The sequence below is a fragment of the Nocardia sp. 852002-20019_SCH5090214 genome (assembly GCF_001665865.1).
Lineage (GTDB): Bacteria > Actinomycetota > Actinomycetes > Mycobacteriales > Mycobacteriaceae > Nocardia > Nocardia nova.
In genome coordinates this window covers 283,637-301,459 of the sequence record NZ_LZMK01000368.1, presented here as the reverse complement: position 1 = coordinate 301,459, position 17,823 = coordinate 283,637, and the positions used below count along the sequence as shown (strand labels likewise).

17 protein-coding genes and 1 pseudogene are annotated in these 17,823 nt (G+C 68.4%); 13 read left to right on the top strand and 5 right to left on the bottom strand.

Annotated features, from left to right (window positions below):
- Nucleotides 1-112 precede the first annotated feature (112 nt).
- Both A5780_RS29865 and A5780_RS29860 read right to left on the bottom strand, forming a co-directional pair.
- Nucleotides 113-526, bottom strand: coding sequence for a cobalamin-dependent protein (locus A5780_RS29865; protein ID WP_030514574.1), 414 nt, complete (start codon nucleotides 524-526; stop codon nucleotides 113-115).
- The gene (locus A5780_RS29860; protein WP_064904781.1) at nucleotides 526-2,103 is read right to left on the bottom strand and encodes a methylmalonyl-CoA mutase family protein; all 1,578 of its coding nucleotides are present in this window, start codon (nucleotides 2,101-2,103) and stop codon (nucleotides 526-528) included. Before A5780_RS29860 ends, A5780_RS29865 begins: the two co-directional genes overlap by 1 nt.
- 74 nt (nucleotides 2,104-2,177) lie before the next feature.
- Here A5780_RS29860 and A5780_RS29855 point away from each other — a divergent pair, with 74 nt between their 5' ends.
- The 8 genes from A5780_RS29855 to A5780_RS29820 all read left to right on the top strand — a co-directional run bounded on the left by A5780_RS29855 (nucleotide 2,178) and on the right by A5780_RS29820 (nucleotide 10,078).
- On the top strand, nucleotides 2,178-3,002 hold the full coding sequence (locus A5780_RS29855) for an NAD(P)-dependent oxidoreductase (protein ID WP_063013927.1): 825 nt from the start codon (nucleotides 2,178-2,180) through the stop codon (nucleotides 3,000-3,002).
- A 58-nt stretch (nucleotides 3,003-3,060) separates the two neighbouring features.
- On the top strand, nucleotides 3,061-3,279 hold the full coding sequence (locus tag A5780_RS29850; RefSeq protein ID WP_063013925.1) for a hypothetical protein: 219 nt from the start codon (nucleotides 3,061-3,063) through the stop codon (nucleotides 3,277-3,279).
- 41 nt (nucleotides 3,280-3,320) lie between these two features.
- The gene (locus tag A5780_RS29845) at nucleotides 3,321-4,817 is read left to right on the top strand and encodes a CoA-acylating methylmalonate-semialdehyde dehydrogenase (RefSeq protein ID WP_156769710.1); all 1,497 of its coding nucleotides are present in this window, start codon (nucleotides 3,321-3,323) and stop codon (nucleotides 4,815-4,817) included.
- A gap of 65 nt (nucleotides 4,818-4,882) precedes the next feature.
- The gene (locus A5780_RS29840) at nucleotides 4,883-6,175 is read left to right on the top strand and encodes a TetR/AcrR family transcriptional regulator (protein WP_064910511.1); all 1,293 of its coding nucleotides are present in this window, start codon (nucleotides 4,883-4,885) and stop codon (nucleotides 6,173-6,175) included.
- A gap of 272 nt (nucleotides 6,176-6,447) precedes the next feature.
- On the top strand, nucleotides 6,448-7,539 hold the full coding sequence (locus A5780_RS29835; protein ID WP_064910509.1) for an amidohydrolase family protein: 1,092 nt from the start codon (nucleotides 6,448-6,450) through the stop codon (nucleotides 7,537-7,539).
- A 27-nt stretch (nucleotides 7,540-7,566) separates the two neighbouring features.
- Entirely contained in the window at nucleotides 7,567-8,721 is a 1,155-nt protein-coding gene (locus A5780_RS29830; RefSeq protein WP_063013919.1) for an amidohydrolase family protein, read from the top strand.
- 1 nt (nucleotide 8,722) lies between these two features.
- The gene (locus tag A5780_RS29825; RefSeq protein WP_030514582.1) at nucleotides 8,723-9,118 is read left to right on the top strand and encodes a Rieske 2Fe-2S domain-containing protein; all 396 of its coding nucleotides are present in this window, start codon (nucleotides 8,723-8,725) and stop codon (nucleotides 9,116-9,118) included.
- Nucleotides 9,119-9,220: 102 nt separating this feature from the next.
- Nucleotides 9,221-10,078, top strand: a complete 858-nt coding sequence (locus A5780_RS29820; protein WP_064904790.1) for an alpha/beta fold hydrolase — start codon at nucleotides 9,221-9,223, stop codon at nucleotides 10,076-10,078.
- Nucleotides 10,079-10,140: 62 nt separating this feature from the next.
- On the opposite strand, the gene A5780_RS29815 is transcribed toward A5780_RS29820, so the two are convergent.
- Nucleotides 10,141-10,614: a hypothetical protein gene (locus A5780_RS29815; RefSeq protein ID WP_063013911.1), complete on the bottom strand. Its 474-nt coding sequence runs from the start codon at nucleotides 10,612-10,614 to the stop codon at nucleotides 10,141-10,143.
- Between the two features lie 74 nt (nucleotides 10,615-10,688).
- Between A5780_RS29815 and A5780_RS29810 the strand changes: the two genes are divergently transcribed.
- Complete coding sequence (locus A5780_RS29810; protein ID WP_063013909.1) at nucleotides 10,689-11,981, top strand: NADH-ubiquinone oxidoreductase-F iron-sulfur binding region domain-containing protein; 1,293 nt, start codon at nucleotides 10,689-10,691, stop codon at nucleotides 11,979-11,981.
- Nucleotides 11,978-12,178 (top strand): annotated as a pseudogene (locus A5780_RS29805) (ferredoxin); the annotation flags it as partial. The gene A5780_RS29810 and the pseudogene A5780_RS29805, both read left to right, overlap by 4 nt.
- Nucleotides 12,179-12,193: 15 nt before the next feature.
- Here the strand turns inward: A5780_RS29805 and A5780_RS29800 are convergent.
- Both A5780_RS29800 and A5780_RS29795 read right to left on the bottom strand, forming a co-directional pair.
- Complete coding sequence (locus A5780_RS29800; protein WP_063013907.1) at nucleotides 12,194-12,466, bottom strand: hypothetical protein; 273 nt, start codon at nucleotides 12,464-12,466, stop codon at nucleotides 12,194-12,196.
- Between the two features lie 167 nt (nucleotides 12,467-12,633).
- Nucleotides 12,634-13,374, bottom strand: coding sequence for an enoyl-CoA hydratase/isomerase family protein (locus A5780_RS29795; protein WP_064910611.1), 741 nt, complete (start codon nucleotides 13,372-13,374; stop codon nucleotides 12,634-12,636).
- A gap of 110 nt (nucleotides 13,375-13,484) precedes the next feature.
- Between A5780_RS29795 and A5780_RS29790 the strand changes: the two genes are divergently transcribed.
- From A5780_RS29790 to A5780_RS29780, 3 genes are read left to right on the top strand one after another with little or no spacing between them, the layout of a single operon-like run.
- Nucleotides 13,485-15,038: an AMP-binding protein gene (locus A5780_RS29790; RefSeq protein WP_064910507.1), complete on the top strand. Its 1,554-nt coding sequence runs from the start codon at nucleotides 13,485-13,487 to the stop codon at nucleotides 15,036-15,038.
- A 35-nt stretch (nucleotides 15,039-15,073) separates the two neighbouring features.
- Nucleotides 15,074-16,255, top strand: a complete 1,182-nt coding sequence (locus tag A5780_RS29785) for an amidohydrolase family protein (RefSeq protein WP_063013903.1) — start codon at nucleotides 15,074-15,076, stop codon at nucleotides 16,253-16,255.
- The gene (locus tag A5780_RS29780; protein ID WP_231983145.1) at nucleotides 16,252-17,700 is read left to right on the top strand and encodes a FadD3 family acyl-CoA ligase; all 1,449 of its coding nucleotides are present in this window, start codon (nucleotides 16,252-16,254) and stop codon (nucleotides 17,698-17,700) included. The genes A5780_RS29785 and A5780_RS29780 overlap by 4 nt, the downstream gene beginning before the upstream one ends.
- Nucleotides 17,701-17,823 lie beyond the last annotated feature (123 nt).

The window sequence follows — 17,823 nt, the reverse complement described above, 5'->3', positions numbered from 1 at the left end:
CACCCGAAATGCCCGGACCGCCCGTTCTCGGACGCTCGGACGTGCGTGTCCGTGACCGGTGCGACGCCGCCCCTTCGCCCGGCCGTGACCTGCGGTGTGCGGTGGGTCGCGGTCATCTCGGCTCGGCCGGGCCCGCCACCGTCGCGGTCAGCGCGCGGATCTCGCGCACCAGGTGATCCAGCGGGGTGCCGGTCGGAAACACCGCCGCCGCGCCCGCCTCGAGGAGTTTCGGCACATCGGCCTGCGGGATGGTGCCGCCGACCACGACCGCGATATCCGCGGCGTCGGCGGCGCGCAATCCCTCCACCACCTTGGTGGTGAGTCCGAGGTGCGCGCCCGAGAGAATGCTCAGCCCCACCACCGCCACATCCTCGGCCACCGCGATGGACACGATCTCCTCGACGCGGCGGCGGATGCCGGTGTAGACGACCTCGAAACCGGCGTCGCGCAGTGTGCGCGCGACGATCTTCGCACCACGATCGTGGCCGTCGAGGCCCGGTTTGGCGACCAGTACGCGCGCGGGCATCAGAACACCACCGGCTGCCGGAATTCGCCCCACACCGATTTCAGCGCGGCGGTCATCTCCCCCACCGTGCAGTAGGCGTTGGCGCAGTCGATGAGCCGATGCATCAGATTCTCGTCTCCCTCGGCGGCGCGCGACAGCGCCGACAGCGTGGTGGCGACCGCGCCGGAATCCCGGTCCGCCTTGACCTTGGCCAGTCGCTTCAATTGCAGATCCCTTCCCGCGGCATCCAATTCGTAGGTGCCGATCTCGGGTGCGGGTTCGTCGGAGGTGAATCGGTTGACCCCGACGATCGGGCGCGCGCCGGATTCGATGTCCTGGTGGGCGCGGTAGGCCTCGTCGGCGATCAGGCCCTGCAGATAGCCGTCCTCGATGCAGCGGACCATGCCGCCGTGCGTGTCGAGATCGGCCATGATCTCGACGATCCGCTCCTCGGTCGCATCGGTGAGCGCCTCGACGAAATAGGACCCGCCCAGTGGATCGGCCACCCGCGTGACACCGGTCTCGTAGGCCAGGATCTGCTGGGTGCGCAGCGCCAGTGTCGCCGACTCCTCGCTGGGCAGCGCGAACGGTTCGTCCCAGGCGGCGGTGAACATCGACTGCACCCCGCCCAGGACCGAGGCCATCGCCTCGTAGGCCACGCGCACCAGATTGTTCTGCGCCTGGGGCGCGTAGAGCGAGGCGCCGCCGGAGACGCAGCCGAACCGGAACATCGACGCGCGATCGGTCGTCGCGCCGTAGCGCTCCCGCACCAGCGTGGCCCACCGCCGCCGTCCGGCACGGTATTTCGCGATCTCCTCGAAGAAGTCGCCGTGGGTGTAGAAGAAGAACGAGATCTGCGGCGCGAAGTCGTCGATACTCATGCGGCCGCGTTCGACGACGGTATCGCAATAGGTGACTCCGTCGGCGAGGGTGAACGCCATCTCCTGCACCGCGGTCGCGCCCGCGTCGCGAAAGTGCGCGCCCGCCACCGAGATCGCGTTGAACCGCGGCACCTCGGCGGCACAGAATTCGATCGTGTCGGCGATCAACCGCAGGGAGGGCTGCGCCGGCCAGATCCAGGTGCCCCGCGACGCGTACTCCTTGAGGATGTCGTTCTGGATGGTGCCGGTGAGTTTTTCGCGGGCGACGCCCTGGCGTTCGGCGGCGGCAACGTAGAACGCCAGCAGGATCGCGGCGGTGCCGTTGATGGTGAAGCTCGTGCTGATCTTGTCCAGCGGAATCGAGTCGAACAGGATCTCGGCGTCGGCGAGGGTGTCCACCGCCACGCCGACCCGGCCGATCTCCTCGCTCACCTCGGGATCGTCGGAGTCGTAACCACATTGGGTCGGCAGGTCCAGCGCGACCGAGAGTCCGGTGCCGCCCTGATCGAGCAGATAGCGGTAGCGGCGATTGGATTCCTCGGCGGTGCCGAACCCCGAGTACTGCCGGAAGGTCCACAGCCGCCCGCGGTAGCCGGTGCCGAAATTGCCTCGGGTGAAGGGATATTCGCCCGGCGGGGGGGGTTCGGCGACACGATCGCCCGGGCCGTAGACCGGGGCGAGCGGGATGCCGGAGGAGGTCTGGACGTCGTCGTTCATCCTTGAATACGTTACTTGCAAAAAAAGAGAATGCCAATACCATCAAAGGCGAACGACTGACTTCGAGGAGCGTCATGCCCGCATATCCGTTGGCCGGCCGCACCATGGTCGTCTCCGGCGCAAGCCGCGGGATCGGCCTCGCCATCGCCGTCGCCGCGGCCGCCCGGGGCGCGAATATCGTGCTGCTGGCCAAGACCGCGCAACCGCATCCGAAACTGCCGGGCACCGTGCACACCGCCGTGGCCGAGATCGAGGCCGCGGGCGGGAAGGCCGTCGCGGTGGTGGGCGATGTGCGGCGCGAGGAGGATGTGCGGCGCGCGGCGCAGACCGCGGTCGACCGCTTCGGCGGCATCGATATCTGCGTCAACAACGCCAGTGCGATCGCGGTGGAGCCGACCGACTCACTTCCGGCCAAACGCTTCGACCTGATGCAGGAGATCAACGTGCGCGGCACCTTCCTGCTCACCCAGGCCTGCCTGCCGGCGCTGCGCGAGGCGCCCGAGGCCCATGTGCTGACCATCTCGCCGCCACTGAACCTCAGCCCTCGCTGGCTGGGCGCGCATCCCGCCTACACCCAGTCCAAATACGCGATGACGCTGTTGTCGCTCGGCTGGGCCACCGAATTCGCCGAGGCGGCGATCGGGGTGAACTGCCTGTGGCCGCAGACCTACATCGCGACCTCGGCGGTGGCGAATATGGCCGACGGGTCCGACCTGCTCGCCTCGGCGCGCGATCCGCGCATCATGGGCGATGCCGCCGCCGAAATCCTTTCCCGGCCCGCGAAATACACCACCGGCAACTGCTACATCGACGCCGAGGTGCTCATCGAATCCGGAGTCCGCGACCTGTCGGGCTACGGCGGCGGCGAGCGGCCGATCCCGGACCTGTTCCTGGACTGACCGCACGACATACGCGAATCCCTTGCCGCACAACTCAACCCGTGACCCGGAGGTACTGATGCAGCCGCCCGTCGATATCGCGGTCCGCCAGATACTGGACTACTTCGGCACCTGCCCGCGCTGTGGCTACGCCGCGGAGGCGGTGCGCACCGTTCGCACCTTCGCCGACCATCGCCGCGAGATCGAGATCACCGCCAGCTGCGGCCTGCCCTGCGGCTGGTACGGCGCGGCGCCGCTGACCACCATGACCGGTGCGCACGCGGGGGCCCGGTCGTGACCGGCACGATCGAACCGACCGCCGCCACGGACGTCGCGCACATCGGCCACTGGATCGACGGCGGCCTCCGGCCCGGCGTCGCCGCGCGCACCGCCCCGGTGACCGATCCCGCCACCGGACGGGTCACGGGCGCGGTCGCCGTGGCCGGGCCCGAGGAGGTTCGCGCCGCCGTCGAGTCCGCGGCGGCCGCCTTCCCGGGCTGGCGCGACACCTCGCTGACCCGGCGCACCTCGATCGTGTTCCGCTTCCGCGAACTGCTCAACGCCCGCAAATCCGAACTGGCCGGACTGATCACCGCCGAACACGGCAAGGTGTTCTCCGATGCCCTCGGTGAGGTCTCGCGCGGTCAGGAAGTGGTCGAATTCGCCTGCGGAATACCGCATCTGGTGGAGGGCGGGTTCACGCAGAACGTCTCCACCGGCGTGGACGCGTACTCGGTGCGAGCCCCGCTCGGTCCGGTCGCGATCATCTCGCCGTTCAACTTCCCGGCCATGGTGCCGATGTGGTTCTTCCCGCTGGCGGTCGCCACCGGCAATACCGTCGTGCTCAAACCCAGTGAGAAGGATCCGTCCGCAGCGCTGTGGCTGGCGAAGCTGTGGGAGGAGGCGGGACTGCCGCCCGGCGTCTTCAACGTCGTGCAGGGCGACAAGGAGGCCGTGGACGCGCTGTTGACCGAACCGGCGATCAAGGCCGTCTCCTTCGTGGGCTCCACTCCGATCGCCGAGTACGTCTACGCCACCGCCACCGCGACCGGCAAGCGGGTCCAGGCCCTCGGCGGCGCCAAGAACCATGCGGTGATCCTTCCCGACGCCGATCTGGACCTGGCCGCGGACGCGCTGGTCAATGCCGGATACGGGTCGGCCGGAGAACGCTGCATGGCCATCTCGGTGGCCGTCGCGGTCGGCGATATCGCCGACGAGCTGGTAGCCCGGGTGGCCGAGCGCACTCGTGGCCTGCGCCTCGGCGACGGGCACGGTGAGGCCGATATGGGACCGCTGGTCACCCGCGCGCACCGCGACAAGGTGGCCACCGCCGTCGATACCGCCGAGGCCGAGGGCGCCCGCATCGTCGTCGACGGCCGCGGCGCGATCGGCACCGCCGACGCCGATATCGATGTGTCCCAGGGCTTCTGGCTCGGACCGACGCTGCTCGACCACGTGACCCCGGAGATGGCCGCCTATCGCGAGGAGATCTTCGGCCCGGTCCTCGCGGTGGTGCGAGTCGACGGATACGAGCGGGCCCTCGAGCTGATCAACGGCAACCCCTACGGCAACGGCACCGCGATCTTCACCAACGACGGCGGCGCGGCCCGGCGCTTCCAGTACGAGGTCGAGGTGGGGATGGTCGGCATCAACGTCCCCATTCCGGTTCCCATGGCCTACTACAGTTTCGGCGGCTGGAAGAACTCGCTGTTCGGTGACACGCACGCGCACGGCATACAAGGTGTGCACTTCTTCACCCGCACCAAGGCCGTGACCAGCCGGTGGCTCGATCCGAGCCACGGCGGGCTGAATCTGGGCTTCCCGCGCAACGACTGACCACCCGGACGGCACGCGCTCCGGGCCGCGTCGTACGGGTCGCGAAGATCGGTCACACTGAGCAGATGCCACGATCACAGTCCACCGCGCCGGTTCCCGCTCGCGCCGACAGCGTGCGGCGGACCGAGATCCTGCGCGCGGCCGCGGAACTGTTCGCCTCCGCGGGGTACGCCGGGACGAATGTGAAGGACGTCGCCGACGCCTGCGGCATCCTGCCCGGCAGTCTCTACCACCACTTCGAATCGAAGGAAGCGATCGCGGTCGAACTGCTCGAGCGTTACCACGCGGCGCTGGATGCAGTGGCCCGGTCGGCGCCGCCGCCGTCGGCGATCACCGGCGCCGACCGGGCCTTCGACGTCGTGAACGGCTACGCCACCGCCCTCGCCGCCTGCGCGCTGGAACACCGCGCGGCACTGCAGTTGTCGATCTACGAACCGCACACCGGCGCCGGCACCGCGCTCGTCGCGCTCGCCGCCGACCCACCCTCCGCACCGACGACAGCCATGCGCGCCCTGCTCGACGCCGCGGCCGATCACGGCTACCTCACCGCGGCCGTGGACCGTTCCGTGCTGGCCGAACAGCTGTGCCAGACCATGTTGCACATCGGCCTGTCGGTCCTGCATCGCGAGAATTCCGCCGACCGCGTCGCCACGGTGGTGTGCCGCCTGCTGCTCGACGGCCTGCCCGCCGTGCCGACCTCCCCCGCCGCGCTCGATCGCTCCGCGGCCCTGCGCGCCGCGCGCGAGAGCATCGCCACCTGGGCGAATCCCGACGACACCGGCGACGACGACCGCACCGCCCGGCTGCGCGCGGTGGCACGCGCGGAGTTCGCCCGCCGCGGTTACGAGGCGACCACCATGCGCGATATCGCCACCGCCGCCGGAATGGGCGCGGGCAGCGTGTACCGGACCGTGGAATCGAAACAGGCGCTGCTGGATTCGATCATGGGGTCCTTCCACGACGAGATTTCGCGCGCCTACGCAGCGGTGGTCGGCACCGACAGCTCCGCCGTCGCCAAACTCGACGCGCTGACCTGGATCAATCTCAACGCCCTGTGGCGTTTCGACCTCGAGTTCGCGATCCAGCGCGCGTGGTTCCGGTCCACTCCCCCCGACACCAGCGACGTGATCGAGGTCCTGCGCCGTCGCGCACGTCAGATCGCGACCATCGTCGACCAGGGCCGAGCCGACGGCGAGATCACCATCGAGGGCATCACCAAGAGCCGGCTGTCGGCGTGTGTGCGCGACCTGATCTGGATGCCCCCGCCGGTGGTCGCGCGCGTGGGAATCGATGCGGCACACGCACATTCCCGCGCGACTCTGCTGTGCGGCGCCACTCGCACCGCCCCCGCCGCCTGACCGCCGGACGGCGGCCCTTGTGCGCCGGGCGGGTTTCGACGTACAGTTGCGGAACAAATATTTGGTTCGCGCATTCGCTCCGGCGAACGCGCACCGGTCCGTCCGCCGCACAGCCTTTCGGGCACTCTCCCCGACCGCCGGGCCGACGGCAGTCCGCGAACGCATTCGAATTCCCGCAACGGAGCCCGCATGACCGACCATCCCGAGCCGGACCGTTCCGCCTCGCCGAGACCGAATCCCGCAGCTGCGCGGCATTTCCCGCAGGAGGGCCGATGATCACTCTCCCCGACGGCAGCACCAGCCCGCTGATCGATGCGAGCGTGCACATCTTCTTCCAGGGCAACCCCGAACTGCGCACCTGGCTGCGCGAGCCGTACAGCGCTCGCGGCTATCCGGATGTCGAGATGGACTGGTACGGCGCGCCCGGCGGTGAATACGCCCCGGGCACCGTCCTGTCCGAGGGCGGATATCCCGGCTCCGAGCCCGATGCCGTGGGGCAGGTGCTCTTCGGCGAGCGCGGAACCGACATCGCCGTCCTGCATCCGATGACCCGCGGCATCATGCCCGACCGCCATCTGGGGACCGCGATCGCGAGCGCGCACAACGAGATGATGATCTCGCGCTGGCTGGACTCCGGCACCTACGCCGACCGCTACCGAGGCACGCTGCGGGTGAATCCGGAGGACATCTCCGGCGCGGTCCGCGAGATCGAACGCTGGGGCTCCCATCCGCGCGTCGTGCAGATCGGCATTCCGTTGCAGTCGCGCGAACTCTACGGAAAGCCGCAGTTCTGGCCTCTGTGGGAGGCCGCGGCGGCCGCGCGGCTGCCGGTCGCGGTGCATATCGAATCCGGTTCGGGCGTGGCCTATCCGCCCACCCCGTCCGGACATCCGCGCACCTACGAGCAGTACCTCGGCTTCATGGCGCTGAATTATCTGTACCACCAGATGAACATGATCGCCGAGGGCGTGTTCGAACGCTTTCCCGATCTGCGCTTCGTGTGGGCCGACGGCGCGGCCGACCTGCTCACCCCGATGATGTGGCGGATGGACACCTTCGGCCGTCCGCACCTCGAGCAAACGCCGTGGGCGCCGCGCATGCCCAGCGACTATCTCCCCGGCTCGATCTACTTCGTCCAGGGCCGGCTCGACGGGCCCGGCGATGTCGAATTCGCCGGAGACTGGCTGGAATTCACCGGCAAGGACCACATGGTGATGTTCGGCTCGAGCTATCCGCACTGGCAACTCGACGATCCGGCGCGGCTGCCGTCGGCGCTCACTTCCGCCCAGCGCGAGAAGCTGCTGTGGCGCAATGCCGCCGGACTGTACGGCATCGACATTCCCGCCGCGGCGACGACGCGGTAACCGGTATCGGAATCGAAAGGGATACCCATGACGCAGGCGAATACCGAGGTACGCGAACGGATTCCGAGCACCGATCGGGTCGCGGTCCGGGTGGTCGACTCCGACGTCCACCCGGTGCCCCGGCCGGGACGGCTCGCCGAACTCTACCCGGAGCCGTTCCGCAGCAAGTATTTCCTCAACCGCCACGTCGGCAGCACCATCTTCTACGACGCCCCCGACTTCGCCTACGCCTACGCGATGCGGGTGGACGCCTTCACACCCGACGGCGGTTTCCCGGGTAGCGATCCCGACACGCTGTTCCGGCAGCTCATCATGGGCGCCGGCTCCGATATCGCCATCCTCGAGCCGGGCCTGCACCAGGCCCGGCTGCCGGAGGCGACCTCGGCGGCCGCGGCGGCGGTCAACACCTGGCTGGATCAGGACTGGCTCGACGGTCACAACAACTGGCATCAGCGCTATCGCGGTTCCATCAGCGCCGCGGCCGAGGACCCGGCCGGCGCGGTCCGCGAAATCGAGAAATGGGCCGGACATCCGTATATGGCGCAGATCCTCATTCGCGCCGAACCGCGGCCGGCGTGGGGCGATCCGATGTACGACCCGGTGTGGGCGGCCGCGGTCAAGCACGACCTGCCGGTGGCCTGCCACCTCTCCCGCGGGAATTTCGAGATGCTGCCGATGCCGCCGGTGGGATATCCCAGCTACAACCACGATTTCATGGTCACCTACTCGCTACTGGCGATGAATCAGGTGATGAGCCTGATCTTCGACGGCGTCTTCGACCGCTTCCCGGCGTTGCGGATCATCCTGGTCGAGCATGCGTTCACCTGGATCCTGCCGCTGATGTGGCGGATGGACGCGATCTACGAGGCGCGCAAAGCATGGGTCGAGATCAAGCGCAAGCCGTCGGAGTACGTCAAGGAGCACATCAAGTTCACCACCCAGCCCCTGGACTATCCCGAGGACAAGACGGAATTGACCCGGGCGCTGGAATGGATGGAGGCGGACAGGATTCTGTTGTTCTCCTCGGACTATCCGCACTGGACCTTCGACGATCCGCGCTGGCTGGTCAAACATCTGCCCGAGCACACCCGCGAGCCGGTGATGTTCGGCAACGGGCTGAAAACCTACGCCAACCTGCCCGATACCGTGCCGGTATTGCCCGGGCAAGTGCGGGTGTTCTGAGATGAGCGACGATCTCGCGGCCACCCCGCGGCTGCCGCAGGGGCGTGAGCACGCCGTCGCCACCGTCGACGAAATTCCGCCCGGGACACATAAACTCGTGCCGATCGGCCGCCACGGGGTCGGCGTCTACAACGTCGACGGCACCTTCTACGCCATCGCCAATTACTGTCCGCACGAGGGCGGCCCGCTGTGTTCGGGCCGCACCCGGGGACTGACCGCGGTCGACGAATCGGTTCCCGGTGACGCGGTCAGCGTGCGCGGCGGCGAATACATCTACTGCCCGTGGCACCAGTGGGGATTCGAATTGGCCACCGGCACCACCGCGGTGAAACCGGAATGGAGTATCCGCACCTATCCCGTGCGGGTGGTCGGCAACGACGTTCTGGTCACGGCCTGATGGGTCAGCGCCCGGAGGCGGCAACGAAGTGTCACCACGTAGGGCGCCCCATCAGGCGACGAATAGCGCAGCTCGATCCGACACAGACGAGGAGGTCTGTCCATGCCGATCGCCGAAATCCGCGGTGGTGAGGTCTATTACGAAATTCTGGGAGAGTCCGGTCCGCTGATCGTGCTCACTCCCGGTGGCCGGTTCAGCATCGAAATTCCGGGGTTGCGGCCGCTGGCCGAGGCCCTGGTCGCCGGTGGCCACCGGGTCCTGCTGTGGGACCGGCCCAACTGCGGCCGCAGTGAGGTCGCGTTCTGGGGTCCCACGGAATCGCATATGCGCGCCGAGGTGCTGCACGATCTGCTCGTGCATCTGGACACGGGTCCGGTGATCATCGCCGGCGGCTCCGGCGGTGCGCGGGATTCCATTCTGACGGCGATGCTGTATCCGGAGATCGCGACGAAGCTGATCGTGTGGAATATCGTCGGCGGCAACTACGGCTTGATCGCGCTCGGTTCGCATTACATCATTCCCAACATCACCGCGGCGAAGATCAAGGGCATCGAGGGCCTGATCGAACTGCCGGAATGGCAGGAACGCATCCAGGACAATCCGAAGAACAAGGACCGGCTGCTGGCTCTCGACGCCGAGGAATTCCAGGCGCAGATGTTGCGCTGGCTCGACGCCTATGTTCCGAAACCAGGTCAGACGATTCCCGGGGTGACCGATTACGAGTTCTCGAAGCTGAGGATTCCCACGCTCATCATCCGGGGAGGTGAGCACGATATCGACCACCCCAAGCGGACGTCGATGGAAGTGCACTGCCTGATCGAGGGTTCGGTCCTGATCGATCCGCCGTGGCCCGAGGACGCCTGGCAGCAGGGTCAGAAGGCGCGCGCCCGGGGCGAGGGGAACATCTTCGACACCTGGGTGCTGGCCGCGCCGGCGATCCTGGACTTCGTGCGGCAGTAGCGGTGGAAATCGGCGAATCGCGGTGGGCCGGTGAGCCTCTCGCAGGCGGCTCACCGCCGTGCTCACCTGGTGACGATGACCACCTCCGAGTTGGTCGCCGCCTCGAGCGCGGTCTGGATCCGGCTCTCCGGGATGCGCTCCAGATCGGTGCGCGCCAGGCGGACGGTGAGGGTGTCGAAGCCGGCCGCGTCGCAGCTGCGATCGATCTCTCCGGTGATGCCGAATCCGGCGAGGACACCGTGGGCGTCGTCGTCGGTCCCCCGGCTGACGAAGGTGACCGCCCCGGGCCGGACGGCGGAGCCGAAGATATCGGCACACATTCCCACCGCGTGTTCGCGCACGGCGGCCGTGTCGTCACCGTCGATCAGCACCTGGATTTCGCGGCGGCGTGCGGGAAGCCGATCGATATCGGGTGCGGTCACCGATATTCCGGATTTCGCAGCGCGAGAGATGAGCGCGGATATCTTCTTCCCGAATTCCGCGGGCGGCAGTTCCCCGGCGGGATCCACATCGACACGAATTACTGCGGTACGCATGCCGCCGATTGTAGGCACAGCCATTTCCGCGCCGACAGTTTTCGGCGGCGGACGATATTCCGAAGGACGGATCGATGGATGCGATCGCGAATCCGATAGTCAGCGCACCACCGGGGACCGCGCCGCGAATCACCGGCGGCGAGGGCACCGAGTCGGCGGCGGCGTACCGGGCGAGCGGCGGGTACGCGCCGATCGAGGATCCGGCGCGGCTGCTCGCCGAGGTCGTCGAGTCGGGCCTGCGCGGGCGCGGCGGCGCGGGCTTCCCGCTGGGCACGAAACTGCTGTCGGTACAGCGGCATTGCGATGCCGGAGTGCGGCCGGTGGTCGTCGCCAACGGAGAGGAGGGCGAACCGGCCTCGGGGAAGGACCGCTGGTTGCTGCGCCGGCGCCCCCATCTGGTGCTGGACGGATTACGAGCCGCCGCGACGATTCTCGCCGCCGATCGCGCGGTGCTGTACGTCTCCGACGACCGGGCCGCCGAATCGGTCGCCGGCGCGCTTGCCGAGACCGATCCCGCCGAGCTCGCGGTGCCGATGGAGATCGTCACCGTCGCCGCCGGATATGTGGCCGGGGAGGAGACGGCGGCGGTCCGTGCGATCGACGGCGGGCCCGCCACACCCACCGACAAGCCGCCCCGTCCGTATGCGGCCGGCGTCGGTGGACGCCCCACACTGGTCAGCAACGTGGAAACTCTCGCCCAGCTGGCATGGATTCACCGCTTCGGCGCGGCGGCCTTCCGTGCCGTGGGCACCGCGGACTCGCCGGGGACCTTCCTGGCCACCGTGACCGGGGGCGGGCGCGAACCGGCGATCTACGAACTGCCGCACGGGTTTTCGTTCCGCGCCCTGCTCGAGTTGCACGGCGTCGCCGCGGACCGCGTGCACGGCGCGCTGCTCGGCGGCTATTTCAACGGCCTCACCAACAGCCGCATCCTCGACGCCCGGCTCGATCACGAGACGTTGCGGGCGCTGGGGACGGGACTGGGCTGCGGCGCCGTCGCACTGCTCACGCCCGACGACTGCCCGGTCGCGGTGGCGGCGGCGGTGCTGGACTATTTCGACCGCGAGAACGCCGGTCAGTGCGGCTCGTGTTTCAACGGCACCGCGGCGATGAGCGCGGTCGCCTCCGCACTGCGCGACGGGGTCGCCGAGGCCGCCGATCTGGATCGGCTGCGCCGCTGGGCGACCGTGCTGCGCGGCCGCGGCGCCTGCGGCACCCTCGACGCGGCGACGAATGCGGCCCGGACCCTGCTCGACGAATTCCCGGATGCGGTGGCGCGCCACCGCGGCGGCGGCTGCGCGATCTGCGCGGCCACGCCGTTCGCCGCCGTCCGCCCCTTCGATGTGGAAGCGGTGACCTCGCTGTGAAGATCCGACTCGATCGCACCGTCTGCGACGGCTTCGGCACCTGCGCCAAACACGCGCCGAAGTACTTTTCGCTCGACGACTGGGGCTACGCGTCGCTGGAAGGTGACGGTGTCGTCGCACCCGCCGATCGCGACGGCGTGCACCGGGCACTGCTGGACTGCCCGGTGCACGCCATCACCGAAATCGACAGCGCGACCGAATAATTCGCGCCGTCAGCGCCAGGGCAGGCAGCCGGCGCTGCGCAGCCGCGAGGCCAATCCGCCGTCGATGCCCACCGGGCCACCGAATCCGCCGGCGCTCAGCGTGGGAACCAGCTGCGCGCCGAGTCCGGCGCCGATCGAACATCCGAGGAGATTGATATCCACGGTGATGATCTCCTTGGGCGGGTTGAGCCCCGAATCGTCATCGGCCGCAGCGACGCCGGCCCCCGCGACCGCGGCGACGGTCAACGCCGTGGCGGCGAGACCGGTGGTGATGATGCGCACGTATCCTCCTTCTGCGCCGATGTGGCGCAGGTCGTTTTCCGACGGCAAACAACAACGACGGCCTGCCGGAACCAGGCCGGCGAGGCCGAAACATAGTGTTGACCGCCGCCGAATCCGGCAAACCACACCCGACGGATACAGCGGGCCGGCTCGGCGAGGAACCGGTCCTAGGCCCGCGCGGTCGCGCCGCGGGCCGAACCGCGGTTCAGCACCCGATCCGCGGCTTCCCAGTGCGCATCCGAAACCCACAGCCGGGCAAAGGCTTCCACCGCCTCGGGCGGGGTGGCGCCGGAGACCACGCGCTTGATCGGCGCCGAGGCCGGATGGGCCAGCGCGGTCGCCAGTGACCGCCACTCCCGCTCGAAATCCGCCCGCGGCACCACCCGATCGACCAGGCCGTACTGCTGCGCCTCCGCGGCGGACAGTAGGGACCCGGTGACGGCCAGCAGCAGTGCGCGGCTGCGCCCGACCAGCTTCGCGAGCCGTTCGGCTCCGCCCCAGGCGGGCATGATCGCGAGCGCCACCTGGTTGAACCCGATGGTGATGTCGTCGGCGGCGATCCGGATATCGGCGGCCACCGCGAATTCCGCACCGCCGCCGAGGGCGTGACCGTTGAGCGCCGCGACCACCGGAGCCGGGAACGCGGCCAGCCGATCGCAGATGCCGCGCATCCGCCAGGCCATCTGCGCGGCACCCTCCTCGGTGCGAATCGCGGCCAGTTGCTTGAGATCTCCGCCGGAGACGAACGCGCGCTCGCCCGCACCGCGCACGACCAGCACCTGGGCGCCGGCCGCGGCGTCGATCGCGGCATCGAGCTGATCCATCGTCTCGGGCGCGATGGCGTTGCGCGCCTGCGGACGGTTGATGGTCAGTACCGCGATCCCGCCGTCCACCTCGAGGTCGACCATCACACGTTCTCCGTTCTGGATATGTTGCTTCTCCGAATCTGAGAATATCATCTCCGTATTCGGGTCCGGTCCCGCCGGCCTTCCCATTCGTCGGGCATTGGAGCTCAGCCATGCGAAAGATCCCGCAGCAGTTGATCGATCGGTACGAGTCGCGCGGATGGTGGACGCGCGAAACCATGGGCGAGATGCTGACGCGGGGCCTGGCCGGGGAACCCGAGGTCCCGTTCCGGGTTCATTCCCAGCTGCGTCCCTGGTCGGGCACGGTGCGCGAGGTCGAGCACCTCGCCCGCCGGCTCGCCGCCGGATTGCGCCGCCGCGGTGTGGGCCCCGGCGATGTGGTCGCCTTCCAGCTACCCAACTGGATGGAGGCCGCGGCCACCTTCTGGGCCGCCTCCTTCCTCGGGGCCACGATGGTGCCGATCGTGCACTTCTACGGCCGCAAGGAAATCGGTTACATCCTCGACGCGGTGCGTCCGAAGGTGTTCGTCACCGCGGAACGCTTCGGCGCCATGGAATTTCAGCCCGATCTGTGCGCGCAGGTGCCGATCGTCGGCGTGGTGGGCCGCGACTTCGACTCCCTGCTCGACGAAGAGCCGATGCCCGGAATCGTCACGGTCGCACCGGACTCCCCCGCGCTGATCGCCTTCACCTCGGGCACCACCCGCGACCCGAAGGGCGTGGTCCACAGCCATCGCACCCTCGGGTTCGAAACGCGCCAGCTCAGTGCGCATTACCCGCCCGATCTGGGCGCCCAGCTCACGGCCGCACCGGTCGGCCATTTCATCGGCATGGTCAACGCCCTGCTCATCCCGGTGCTCGACGGGACGGAGATCAACCTCGTGGATGTGTGGGATCCCGGCCGGGTGCTGGCCCTGATGTCGGAATTCGGCGCCACCGTGGCGGGCGGGGTGCCCTATTACCTCACCAGCCTGCTCGACCATCCGTCGTTCACCGACGCGCATCTGCGGCAGATGAAATACGCGGGGCTGGGCGGGAGTTCGGTGCCGGCCGCGGTGACCACCCGGCTCACCGAACTCGGCATCATCGCCTACCGCGCCTACGGCAGCACCGAACATCCGTCCATCACCGGCTCCGACTGCACGGATCCTCAGGACAAACGCCTCTACACCGACGGCTGCCCGCTGCCGGGGGTGGAGATCCGGCTCTCCGACGACGGCGAGATCTTCAGTCGCGGACCGGATCTGTGCCTGGGCTACACGGATCCGGAGTTGACCGCGGCCGCCTTCGACGACGAGGGCTGGTACCGCACCGGCGATGTCGGGCGGCTGGACGAGGACGGCTATCTCACCATCACCGACCGCACCACCGATCTGATCATCCGCGGCGGCGAGAACATCAGCGCGGTCGAGGTGGAAGACGTGCTGCACCGCATGCCCGCGGTCGCCGAAGCCGTCGTGGTCGCCGCGCCCGATGCGCGGCTCATCGAACATGCCGCCGCGGTGGTCCGGCTGCGGTCCGGCAGCACCACCCCGACCCTGGCCGACGTGCAGGCGCATCTGGCCGAGGCCGGCCTGGCCAAGCAGAAGTGGCCCGAGGAATTGCACATCGTCGACGACTTCCCCCGCACCCCGAGCGGCAAGGTCCAGAAATACCGCGTGCGCGCCGCCGTGGCCGGGCAGGACGTTGCCACGCGCAAAAACTGAGAATATGATTCTCATAACGAACAAAGGAGACTCTTATGACGAAGATCGAGCTGCCGTACCAGCTCTTCGACGCCGATAACCACCTGTACGAAACCAAAGAGGCCCTCACCCGGTACCTGCCGAAGGAGTTCGAGGGCGCCATCCAGTACGTGGAACTCAACGGCCGCACCAAGATCGCGGTCCTCGGCCAGATCAGCGAGTACATCCCCAATCCCACCTTCGAGGTGGTCGCGCGGCCCGGCGCGATGGAGGAGTACTTCAAGAACGGCAATCCCGAGGGTAAGAGCCGCCGGGAGATCTTCGGTAAGCCGATGCGCTCGATTCCCGCGTTCCACGAGCCCGGCCCGCGCCTCGAGCTCATGAACGAGCTACAGCTCGACCGCACGCTGATGTTCCCGACCCTGGCCAGCCTCATCGAGGAGCGCATGCGCCATCACCCCGATCTCATTCACGCCGTGGTGCATTCGCTCAACCAGTGGCTGCTCGAGGAGTGGGGTTTCAACTACAAGGACCGCATCTTCACGGTGCCGGTGGTGAGCTTGCCGATCGTGGATAAGGCGATCGAGGAGCTCGACTGGTGTGTCGAACACGGCGCCAAGGCGATTCTGGTGCGCCCGGCTCCGGTGCCGGGTCTGCGCGGGCCGCGCTCGTTCGCCCTGCCGGAATTCGACCCGTTCTGGAAGCGCGTGGTCGAGCACGACGTGCTGGTGACGATGCACTCCTCCGACAGCGGCTATTCGCGGTTCAACGCCGAATGGGAGGGCAGCAACCTCGAGATGCTGCCGTTCAAGACCAACACCTTCCGGATGACCACCGAATGGCGCCCGATCCAGGACGCCGTCGCCTCGTGGGTGTGCCACGGCGCGCTGTTCCGCCACCCCGAGCTGAAGGTGGCCGTCATCGAGAACGGTGCCTCCTGGCTGGCCCCGCTGCTCGAGAATCTGCACGATGTGTACAAGAAGGCGCCGGAGGGCTTCGGCTTCCAGGATCCGGTCGAGGCGGTCAAGCGCAGCATCCACGTCAGCCCGTTCTGGGAGGAGGATCTGCAGGCCATCGCCGATCTGATCGGGGTGGAGAACGTGCTGTTCGGCTCGGACTACCCGCACCCGGAGGGCCTGGCCGAACCGGCCCGCTACATCAACGAGATCAAAGATATGCCGCTGGCCAACCAGGAGAAGATCATGGGCGGCAACCTGGCGAGGTTGCTGAAGGTATGAGCGGTGCGGCCCGCGGTATGAGCTGGGAGACCATCCCGCAGATGGTCGCCTCCTCGGCCGATCGCTTCGGTGACGCCGAGGCGGTCGTCGACGGCGATCTGCGGCTGAGCTACACCGAACTCGTCGAGCGGGTGCGCCGGGCCGCGGGCGCCTTCGCGGAGGCCGGGGTGGGCAAGGGCGACCGGGTGGCGATCTGGGCGCCCAATTCCGCGGCCTGGATCGTGGCCGCCTTCGGCCTGCTCACCGCGGGCGGCGTGCTGGTTCCGGTCAACACCCGGTTCCAGGCGGCGGAGGCGGCGGATGTGATCGGCCGCAGCGGAGCGAAACTGCTGCTGGTACAGCAGGGCTTCCTGGGGCGAGAACTGCGCGGGCCCGACGGCGTGCCGGTGATCGACCTCGCCTCCGATTTCCTGTCCAGCGGTTCACCTTTCGAACGCGAGGTGGCCGGGACCGACATCTCCGACATCATCTACACCTCGGGCACCACCGGCCGCCCCAAGGGCGTGATGATGAACCATCGCCAGAATCTGCGGCTGTACACCGAATGGTGTGAGCTGGCGGATCTGCGCGTAGGTGACCGCTACCTGGCGGTGAATCCCTTCTTCCACACCTTCGGCTACAAGGCCGGCGTGCTGGCCTCGTTCATCCGTGGCGCCACCATCCTGCCGGTGCCGGTGTTCGATGTGGACCGCGTCTGCGAACTCGTTGCGCGCGAACGGATCACGATGCTGCCCGGCCCGCCCACGCTGTACCACTCGCTGCTCGGGGCGCGCGGGCGCTACGACCTGTCGTCGCTGCGGTCCGCGGTCACCGGGGCGGCCGACATCCCGGTGGAACTGATCCGCCGGGTGAAGACCGAACTCCCGTTCCGCTCGATCATGACCGGATACGGGCTCACCGAGGCGGGTACCGCGACCGCCTCACGCCCGGGGGACACCTTCGAGCAGATCGCGACGACCGCCGGAACCCCGTGCGACGGTGTGGAAGTCCGCATCGCCGCCGACAGCGAGGTGCTGCTGCGCGGCTACACCGTCATGCAGGGCTATCTCGACGATCCCGCGGCCACCGCGGAGGCGATCGACCCCGAGGGCTGGCTGCACACCGGCGACCTCGGCGCCGTGGACGAGGGCGGCCGCTTGCGCATCATCGGACGGAAGAAGGACATGTTCATCGTCGGCGGCTTCAACGCCTATCCCGCGGAGATCGAAGGCGTGCTGCTGCAGCATCCGGCGGTGGTGCAGGCGGCGGTGATCGGCGTGCCCGACGAGCGCATGGGCCAGGTGGGCAAGGCGTTCGTCGTCGCGGGCGCGCCGCTGACCGAGGCCGAGCTCATCGCCTGGAGCCGCGAGAACATGGCCGGATACAAGGTGCCGCGTGCCGTGGTGTTCCTCGACGAACTACCGCTCAACGCGACCGGAAAGGTGATGAAAGACCAGCTGCGGTAACCCGTTTCACACGCGCCGCCCCCGGACCCGGACGCCCCGGGGAGCCGGCGCGGGCCGCCGCAGCGCCGAGCGCACGGGAATCGGTCCGGCCTGTTCCGGTTCCCGTGCGCGCATCCGGTTGCC